General features: G+C 71.0%; 10 protein-coding genes. 6 read left to right on the forward strand and 4 right to left on the reverse strand.

The window, feature by feature from the left end:
- From RT323_RS14820 to RT323_RS14830, 3 genes are all read left to right on the forward strand, one after another.
- Positions 1 to 399, forward strand: a 399-nt coding sequence (locus RT323_RS14820) for a hypothetical protein (RefSeq protein WP_313409826.1), incomplete at its 5' end; no start/stop codon positions are given.
- The gene (locus tag RT323_RS14825) at positions 399 to 1,868 is read left to right on the forward strand and encodes a DUF1800 domain-containing protein (protein WP_313409827.1); all 1,470 of its coding nucleotides are present in this window, start codon (positions 399 to 401) and stop codon (positions 1,866 to 1,868) included. The genes RT323_RS14820 and RT323_RS14825, both read left to right, overlap by 1 nt.
- A complete protein-coding gene (locus tag RT323_RS14830; protein WP_313409829.1) occupies positions 1,865 to 3,118 on the forward strand; it encodes a DUF1501 domain-containing protein in 1,254 nt (417 codons plus the stop codon). Before RT323_RS14825 ends, RT323_RS14830 begins: the two co-directional genes overlap by 4 nt.
- On the opposite strand, the gene RT323_RS14835 is transcribed toward RT323_RS14830, so the two are convergent.
- A complete protein-coding gene (locus RT323_RS14835; RefSeq protein WP_313409831.1) occupies positions 3,119 to 3,523 on the reverse strand; it encodes a pyridoxamine 5'-phosphate oxidase family protein in 405 nt (134 codons plus the stop codon).
- A gap of 39 nt (positions 3,524 to 3,562) precedes the next feature.
- Between RT323_RS14835 and RT323_RS14840 the strand changes: the two genes are divergently transcribed.
- Positions 3,563 to 4,264 carry a lysoplasmalogenase gene (locus tag RT323_RS14840; protein WP_313409833.1) on the forward strand — a complete coding sequence of 234 codons (702 nt, stop codon included), beginning with the start codon at positions 3,563 to 3,565 and terminating at the stop codon, positions 4,262 to 4,264.
- The gene (locus tag RT323_RS14845) at positions 4,261 to 5,082 is read left to right on the forward strand and encodes an alpha/beta hydrolase (protein ID WP_313409835.1); all 822 of its coding nucleotides are present in this window, start codon (positions 4,261 to 4,263) and stop codon (positions 5,080 to 5,082) included. The genes RT323_RS14840 and RT323_RS14845 overlap by 4 nt, the downstream gene beginning before the upstream one ends.
- Positions 5,083 to 5,296: 214 nt before the next feature.
- On the opposite strand, the gene RT323_RS14850 is transcribed toward RT323_RS14845, so the two are convergent.
- Positions 5,297 to 6,619, reverse strand: coding sequence for a bifunctional dTDP-4-dehydrorhamnose 3,5-epimerase family protein/NAD(P)-dependent oxidoreductase (locus tag RT323_RS14850; protein WP_313409837.1), 1,323 nt, complete (start codon positions 6,617 to 6,619; stop codon positions 5,297 to 5,299).
- A gap of 10 nt (positions 6,620 to 6,629) precedes the next feature.
- Complete coding sequence (rfbB, locus tag RT323_RS14855) at positions 6,630 to 7,625, reverse strand: dTDP-glucose 4,6-dehydratase (RefSeq protein ID WP_313409839.1); 996 nt, start codon at positions 7,623 to 7,625, stop codon at positions 6,630 to 6,632.
- An 80-nt stretch (positions 7,626 to 7,705) separates the two neighbouring features.
- Between rfbB and rfbA the strand changes: the two genes are divergently transcribed.
- Complete coding sequence (gene rfbA / locus RT323_RS14860; protein WP_313409841.1) at positions 7,706 to 8,569, forward strand: glucose-1-phosphate thymidylyltransferase RfbA; 864 nt, start codon at positions 7,706 to 7,708, stop codon at positions 8,567 to 8,569.
- Here rfbA and RT323_RS14865 read toward each other — a convergent pair.
- Positions 8,542 to 9,042: CDP-glycerol glycerophosphotransferase family protein (locus RT323_RS14865; RefSeq protein WP_313409843.1), on the reverse strand; the 501-nt coding region annotated here is incomplete at its 5' end. The two genes, rfbA and RT323_RS14865, sit on opposite strands and share 28 nt — an antisense overlap.

Genomic DNA, 9,042 nt, shown 5'->3' on the forward strand with positions numbered 1-9,042 from the left:
GCCGTGGTCGCCGCGGGTGACGACGGCGCCGATGCCTGCCTCACGGACTACGCGCGCAAGCACAGCGCCTGGATGGCGCAGCAGGGCCGCGCACTCGACCCCGGATCTCCCGAGCACCGAACAGCCGGCCGGCCCATGCCCGCCACCGCCTGCCCCGGCAACACGGTCTGGACGGTGACCCGCGCCGTCGGCGGCAGCACGCTGAGCGCGGCGATCGCGGGCACCGTCGACGCGTGGCTCTCCTCGCCCTACGGCGAGACCGCCAGGCTGCTGACCGGCTGCCACGACGCTCCGGTCTTCGATTTCGGAGTCTCGGCCCTCGACACGGCGGGGACGCGCTGGCTGACCGTCCTGGTCGCGTCCGACACGGCCACCACGAAGTCCGCGGGCGTGTGCTGATGGCCACCGTCCCGGGGACCCAACCGCGCCTGTCCGCATCAGCGCGCCACCTGACCCGCCGCTTCACCTACGGCCACAACGGCCGGCTCGAGGCCGACGTCCTGCGCTTCCCGAGCGTCTCGGCGTGGTTCGAGGCGCAGCTGTCCCCCGGTCCCGACCCGGTCGCCGACGCCGTCTTGGCGTGGCTGCCGCGGCTGTCGGACTCGCCGGCCACGGCGTCGGCCAACAACCGGGCCGGGACGTACGGCGGGTGGCAGTACGGCAGCGACCTCGTGAAGTACAGCCTCGCGCGGCGCGTCGTCGCGACCAACCAGGTCCACGAGATGATGACGGACTTCTGGTCCAACCTGCTGCACATCCCGGTCGGCGAGGACTCGAGCTTCCCCTGGCGGATGGACTACGACACGACGGCGATCCGCCCTCACGCCCTCGGGACGTACCGCGCCCTGCTGCGTGCTGCCGTCACGCATCCGTCCATGTCCGGGTACCTGTCCAACCACCGCAACACCGGCAAGCAGATCAACGAGAACCTCGGACGCGAGCTGCTCGAGCTCTACACCGTCGGCCGCACGGCCGGCTACACCGAGGACGACGTCCGGGCGTCGGCCCGCCTCCTGACGGGTTTCACCGTGGCGACCGGCAAGGACTACGCCGCCGGCTACGACCCGAGCCGGCACCACGTCGGCCCGGTGACCGTCATGGGCCGCACCTTCGTGAACGCGGACGCCGACGGCCGCGCCGAGCTGCACGCGTACCTCGACTGGCTGGCGACCCGCCCCCAGACGGCGGCACGCATCGCGCGGCGGCTGTGCGTGCGGTTCGTCAGCGACGACCCGCCGCAGAGCATCGTGGACGCGGTCGCGGCGACGTACCTGACGTCCGGGACCGACATCAAGGCCTGCCTGCGCACCCTCGTCGGGCACGACGCGTTCCGCGCCTCCGCCCTGAAGAAGGCCCGCACGCCGGCCGAGGACGTCCTGGCGACCCAGCGCGCGTGCGACATCGTGCCCACCGGCGCCGGACCGGACAGCCTCGTGAACTCGTTCCCCTGGTACTGCAGCTGGACCGGCCAGGCGCTCTTCTCGTGGCCGCGCCCGGACGGGTCGCCCGAGCAGTCCGACACGTACCTGTCCCCCGCCAGGATGCTGCGGTCGTGGACGGTTCGCAGTTGGATGGCCAACACCTCCGGGAAGCTCACGAAGGCGACCCGGCCGGCCGTGCGCGACCTGATCCCTCCGGTCTGGCCACTGCGGTTGGAGGACCTCGTCCATCACCAGTCCGTCATGATGACGGGTCACCGCGCCAGCGCCGAGACGGTGGCGGCGGCCGGCACCCTGATCGACCCGAAGGTCAACGCCCGGACGCACGTCCTCGACAAGTCCTGGCAGCGGGAGACGTCGCATCTCGGCTGGCTCATCACCCTGGTGCGGACCGCGATCCTCAGCTCACCGGAGGCGATGCTGCGATGACCGACGGACACGACACCGCCTGCGCCGACTACGGGGTGACCCGCCGCAACCTGCTGAAGTCGGCGGGACTCATCGGCATGGCCGGCGTCTCCACCGCGATGTTCGGCGACGTGCTGACCTCGACCGCGTACGGCGCCACCGGCGGGAACATCCTGGTCGTGCTGTCGCTGCGCGGCGGCGCGGACGGGATGTCGATGATGGTCCCGCACGCCGAGGCCGCCTACCACCAGAAGCGCCCCAACATCGCCCTGAAGAAGGACGCGCTCCTGGCCCCCGACTCGACCTTCGGGCTGCACCCGTCGTTCGAGCCGCTCGAGGGCCTGTGGAACAGCGGGCGCATGGCGGCGATCCACGCGGTCGGGCTGCCGACGCCGAACCGCTCGCACTTCGAGGCGATGGAGCTGGTCGAGGACGCCGACCCCGGCTCCTCCGAGCGCATCGGCTGGCTGAACCGTGTGATCGGCTGCTTCACCTCGAACGACATCTTCGACGGCATCCAGGTGGGCGAGACGGTCATGCCGACGTCGCTCATCGGCCCTGAGCCGTCGTTCGCGACCACCGATTTCGCCTCGCTGTCCGCGCCGTGGGCCGACCACGCCGAGCTGGGACCGCGGATGCGCTCGGCCCTGTCCAGCATGTACCGCGACGCCGGCACCGTCATCGGTCGCGCCGGACAGGACGCGATCGCCCTCGACAAGCGCGCCGGCACGATCGCCGCGCAGGAGAAGAAGGGTCCGCAGAACGGTGCGGCCTACCCGCCGCACAGCAGCCTGGGCACGGCGCTGGCCAGCTCGGCGGCACTGATCCGCTCCGGCGTGGGCGTCCGCGCGATCGCGGTGGACTTCGGCGGCTGGGACAACCACGTGGACATCTCGTGGCGGGTCGGCAACCAGATCGAGCAGATGTCCACGTGCATCTCCGCGTTCCTGACCGACCTCGGGACCCACGCCTCGCGCGTCACGATCGTGACCCTCAGCGAGTTCGGTCGGCGCCTGGACCAGAACGGTGCGGCCGGACTGGACCACGGGTACGGCAACGCCGTCTTCGCGTTCGGCGCCGGCGTGAAGGGCGGCTACTACGCGAACTGGCCCACCCTCGGGACGGGCAAGGACAACGTGACCGAGCTGTCCGTCACGACGGACTACCGCAGCGTCCTGGCCGAGATCCTGCAGGCGCGATTCCCCGAGGTGGGCATCGGCACGGTGTTCCCCGGCCTCACGCGCACGACCTTGGGCTTCATGCAGGGCTGATCAGGCCGGGAACGCGCGCGCCCGGCGCCCGCTGAGCTCCTCGGTGGTGATGGCGATGTGCACGCCGTCGTCGCCGCCCGCCCACGAGGTGGGCAGCCGGCCGCCGAAGGACTCGACCTGCTCCGCAGTCGCGATAGCGGCCGTGCCGCGCACCGTGACGCTCCAGCCGGTCTGGTAGGTGTCGTCGTGATGGTCGGCCTCGAGGACGAACTCCGTCCCGACGATCGTCGCCAGGCCCGAGGCCGTCGTCGTGCGGATCAGGATCGTGCCGTCGTCGTAGGCGTAGTTCACCGGCAGCAGCTCGAGCCTCCCGTCCTTCGAGAAGGCGATGCGGGCGAACCGGCCGACGCCGAGCAGTTCGCGGCACTCGTCCTGGTCCAACTCCTGGATCGTTCCGGTGCTCATGAACCCATTGTGCATGCCCTCGACCGTTACGGTGTGGCCATGAGTTCGCTCCGCAGCCCCTGGCTGGCCGCCTTCGGCGTTGCCGTCGTGGTCCATCTCGCGCTCGTGCTCGCCGACACGCAGCCGTGGGACAGCATCACGAAATGCCTCATCGCTCCCCTGCTCGTCGCCTGGGTCCTCGAGCAGCGCGGACCACGCATCCTCGCGCTGGCCCTGGTCTTCTGCTTCCTCGGCGACCTGTTCCTCGAGCTGGACGGGCTCTTCCTCGCCGGCATGGCCGCGTTCGCCGCAGCCCACGTGTGCCTCGTGACGTTCTTCGTCCGCCGCGGTGCGCTCGAGGGGTTGCGGCGCCAGGCGTGGATTCCGCTGGCCCTGCTCGTGGCCGCGGTCGGCCTGCTCGTGTGGGTCTGGCCCGGACTCGACGCGGACCTTCGCGTCCCGGTCGTGGTGTACGCGGCGCTGCTCTCCACGACGGCGGCCACCGCGCTGGCCGTCGACCTGCGTGCCGGTGTCGGCGCCCTGCTCTTCCTCTTCAGCGACGGGTTGATCGCGGCACGCATCGCCGGCCGGTTCCCCGAGGACTCGGCCGTCGGTGGCTTCGTCGTGATGCTGACCTACAGCCTCGCGCTGTTCTTCCTCGCGACCGCGATCGTCGAGAAGGAGGCCCGCTCGCTTCGCAGTGGGTTCGACCCCACCCAGCCGACGGACTGCTGGCCGACGATGCCGGCGGGTGTCCGATGACGACCGTCGAGGCACGTGGCCTCGCCTTCGACGTCGACCTGTACGGACCCGAGGACGGCACCCCGGTCCTGCTCCTGCACGGCTGGCCGCAGGACGCCCGCTCGTGGCGTGAGGTCGCCGAGCGCCTCGCGGCCGAGGGCGTGCGCGCGATCGTCCCCGACCAGCGCGGCTACAGTCCGGGCGCGCGCCCCGAGGGCGTCGAGAGCTACGGCACCGCCGTGCTCGCCCAGGACGCGGTCGAGATCGCCGCCGCCCTGGGCCATGACCGATTCCACCTCGTCGGTCACGACTGGGGAGCCGCGGTGTCCTGGGTCGTGGCCACGGCCCACGCCCAGCACGTGCTGAGCCTGACCGCCGTGTCGGTCCCGCACCTGACGGCCTACAACGAGGCGCTCACGGTCGACCCCGACCAGCAGCAGCGCGCGGCGTACATCGGCCTGCTGCGTAAGCCGGGCAAGGCCGAGGAGGTCCTGCTCGCCGACGGTGCCGCGCGGCTGCGCGCGATGTACGGCGGCGACCTCGACGCGGCGGACGAGTCGGCCTACGTCGAGCGCTTCTCCGAGCCGGGCGTCCTCACCGCCTCGCTGAACTGGTACCGCGCGATGGGCCCCGAGCTGGCGTCTACTCCCGACGTGACGGTCCCGACGACGTTCGTGTGGGGCGAGAACGACCTGGCCCTGGGCCGCTACGGCGCCGAGCGCTGCGGCGACCACGTCACGGCCGACTACCGCTTCGTGAAGGTCGACGGCGGCCACTGGCTCCCCGACACGCACCCCGACCTCCTCGCCTCCGAGATCCTGGGGCGCGTGCGGGGCTGACGGTTTCCCCGGTTAAGTAGGTTTCCCCTCACTTCACGAGGTTCGCAACCCTCGTGAAGTGAGGGGAAACCTCGTGAAGTCACCCGGGCGAGCCTTTCGCGTCCGCTCATCGACCATGCCGGTGCCCACGAGGTCACCCAGCGCAGATCCATCGACTTAACGAGGCTTCCTGGCACTTCTCGAGGATCGCAACCCTCGTGAAGTGCCAGAGAACCTACTTCACCGGGGAATCCGGCAGCCGCAGCGCGGAGTGGCGGGGGCGCGGCGAGGTCGGGCGGTCGCCGCGGCCGGCGGCGTACTCCTCGGTCGTGACGCCGGTGACGTCCGCCGGGTCGCGGCCCTCCTCGGCGAAGACCCGCCGCGCGATGTCGGCCCACGTCTCGATCGGCCCACGGCCGGTGACGTGGTGGACTCCGTAGGGCGCGTCGGAGTCCAGCAGGTCCACGATGCCCTCCGCCAGCACCGAGGCCGGCGTCAACCGGCCGAACTGGTCGTCGACGACCGACGGCGAGACGCCGTCGCGTGCCAGCCGACGCATCGTGTCGATGAAGTTGGCACCATCGCCGACGACCCAGCTGGTGCGCACGAGGTAGTGCCTCGGCACGACCGACGTGACGGCCTCGGTCGCGGCCTTGGTCTGGCCGTAGACCCCCAGGGGCGAGACCGGCTCGTCGACCTCGTGCTCCTCGGCGGTCCCGTCGAAGACGTAGTCGCTCGAGACGTTCACGAACGTCATGCCGCGCTCGACGGCGATCCGGGCCATCGCGGCCACGCCGGTCACGTTGATCGCCCAGCACAGGCGACGCCCCTCGGGGGTCTCCGCGCCGTCGACGTTCGTGTACGCCGCGGCGTTGATGAGCGTCCCGACGCCGGCCCAGTCGATCGAGTCGAGCGTCTCGGGCCTGGCCAGGTCGACCTCGGGCAGGTCGTGGAACTCGGCGCCGGGCAGCACCTGCTGCAGCGCCTTGCCCAGCTGTCCGCCCGCGCCGATCACGACCGTGCGGCGCGGCGCCATCGGTCGCACGTCCGCCAGGACGGGGTGCGCCCGGTCCTTCTCGGACATCTCGGTCGGCGGCAGCGGCCATGGGATGGCCAGGGCCGGGTCGAGCGCGCTCACGTTGACGTAGGTGGCGTCCGGGCTCCAGTGGTCGTTGACGAGGTACGCGTAGGCGGTGCCGTCCTCGAGCACCTGGTACGAGTTGGCGACCCCGCGCGGCACGAAGACGGCGGTCGCGGTGTCGAGCTCGACCCAGCACGTGGCACCGAACGACTCGCCCTCGCGCAGGTCGACCCACGCCCCGAACGCGCGCCCGGCGGCGACCGAGACGAACTTGTCCCACGGCTCGGCGTGGATGCCGCGCAGGGTGCCGGTCGAGCCGTTGTACGAGACGTTCTGCTGGACGGGCCCGAAGTCGGGCAGGCCCGCGGCCACCATCTTCTGGCGCTGCCAGTTCTCCTTGAACCAGCCGCGGTTGTCGCCGTGCACGTCCAGGTGGACGACGAGCAGTCCGGGGATGGCGGTGGTCTCGACCCTCATCTGCGCTCCCTCACTGACCCGCGGCGGCGTACTTGGCCTCGGTGGCGGCCTTCGCAGGACGCCACCAGTCCTCGTGCTCGCGGTACCACCGGACCGTGTCCGCCAGGCCCGCGGAGAAGTCGCCGAACCGCGGGGACCAGCCCAGCTCGGTGCGCAGCTTCGTCGCGTCGATCGCGTACCGCAGGTCGTGCCCGGCGCGGTCCGTCACGTGGTCGAAGTCGTCGGGGGCACGCTCGAACAGCGCCAGCAGCGCCTCGACCACCTCGCGGTTCGACTTCTCGCCGTCGGCGCCGATCAGGTAGGTCTCACCGATGCGACCGCGCTCGAGGATCCTCAGCACGGCCGCGTTGTGGTCGTCGACGTGGATCCAGTCGCGCACGTTGCGGCCCTCGCCGTAGAGCCGCGGACGCACCCCGTCGATGAGGCCCGTGATCTGGCGTGGGATGAACTTCTCGACGTGCTGCCAGGGCCCGTAGTTGTTCGAGCAGTTCGAGATCGTGGCGCGCACGCCGAAGGACCGCATCCAGGCCCGGACGAGCAGGTCCGAGCCCGCCTTGGTCGACGAGTAGGGGCTGGACGGGTTGTACGGGGTGGACTCGGTGAACCGCTCGGGGTCATCCAGTTCCAGATCGCCGTAGACCTCGTCGGTCGAGATGTGGTGGTACCGCACGTCGTGCCTGCGCACGGCCTCGAGGAGCGCGAACGTGCCGATGATGTTGGTGTCCAGGAACGGGCGAGGCCCGGCGAGCGAGTTGTCGTTGTGCGACTCCGCCGCGAAGTGGACGACCGCGTCGTGGCGCGCGACCAGCTCGTCGACGACGTCGGCGTCGGCGACGTCCCCCACGACGAGCGACACCCGGTCGGCCGGGAGCTGCGCGATCGACTCGCGACTGCCGGCGTACGTCAGCTTGTCGAGCACCGTGACCTCGTCATCGGTGTGCTCGATCACGTGGCGGACGAAGTTCGCTCCGATGAATCCGGCTCCCCCGGTGACCAGCATGCGCATGGGGCCGAGCGTATCGGGGATCGTCGCCAGTCCGGGTCCGTCTCGGACACAGCGCCGTTCGGTCCCAGTAGGGTGCAGCCATGCGCGGCATCATCCTGGCCGGGGGAACCGGATCACGCCTGCACCCGATCACGCTCGGCGTCAGCAAGCAGCTCGTCCCGGTCTACGACAAGCCGATGATCTACTACCCGCTCTCGACGCTCATGGCGACCGGCATCCGGGACATCCTCGTCATCACGACGCCGCACGACGCCGAGTCCTTCCATCGCCTGCTCGGCGACGGCTCGCGCTTCGGCATCAACCTCACCTACGCCCAGCAGCCCTCACCCGACGGGTTGGCCCAGGCGTTCGTCATCGGGGCCGACCACATCGCCGACGAGGGATCCGCGCTGGTGCTGGGCGACAACATCTTCTACGGCGCCGGGCTGGGCACGAACCTGCAGCGGTTCGACAGCACGGTCGGCGCCGCGGTCTTCGGCTACCACGTGGCCGACCCGACCGCCTACGGCGTCGTGGAGTTCGACGACGCCGGACGCGCCGTCTCGCTGGAGGAGAAGCCCACCCGCCCCCGCAGCAACTACGCGGTCCCGGGCCTGTACTTCTACGACAACTCGGTGGTCGAGCGAGCCCGCGAGCTCAAGCCGTCCGCGCGCGGCGAGCTCGAGATCACCGACCTCAACCGCACCTACCTCGACGAGGGCACCCTCCAGGTCGAGGTGCTGCCCCGGGGCACCGCGTGGCTCGACACCGGGACGTTCGACGACCTCGCGGACGCGGGGGCCTTCGTGCGCACGATCGAGAAGCGACAGGGGCTCAAGGTCTCGTGCCCCGAGGAGATCGCGTGGCGCCAGGGCTGGCTGTCCGGCGACGAGCTGGCCCAACTGGCCCGCCCGCTGGTCAAGAGCGGCTACGGCGACTACCTGCTGGGGCTGCTGAGGTCCTGAGGTCCCAGCCAGACGTCGACCACCCGTTGCGCCGCTGCGCCGTCGTCGAGGGGGGCGAACCGCTGCCGGAACTGCGGAGGCACGACGATCGAGCCCGGGTCGCGGAGCAGCTCGATGACCTCGTCGCTCGACGTCACGATCGGCCCGGGCGGGCTCTGCTCGAGGTCGAGGTAGAAGCCGCGGTCGTCGCGGTACTCCGCCGCGTCGGGGACCAGCATGATCTGGGGCCGTCCCGTGACCGCGAAGTCGAACATCACCGACGAGTAGTCGGTGACCAGGACGTCCGCGGCCGCCTGCAGTGCCGTGATGTCCGGGTGGGTCGTCACGTCCACCACGCCGGGTGCCGTCAGCCGACCGCGCGACGCGGCGGCGTTGCTGTGGCTGCGCAGCAGCACCGTGGCGCCCGTGCGCTCGTGCACGAGCCCGGCGTCGAGGTGTGAGACGAAGGCGCGCCGGCCGCCCGCATCGCGCGC

The organism is Aeromicrobium sp., from assembly GCF_032084975.1.
GTDB lineage: Bacteria > Actinomycetota > Actinomycetes > Propionibacteriales > Nocardioidaceae > Aeromicrobium.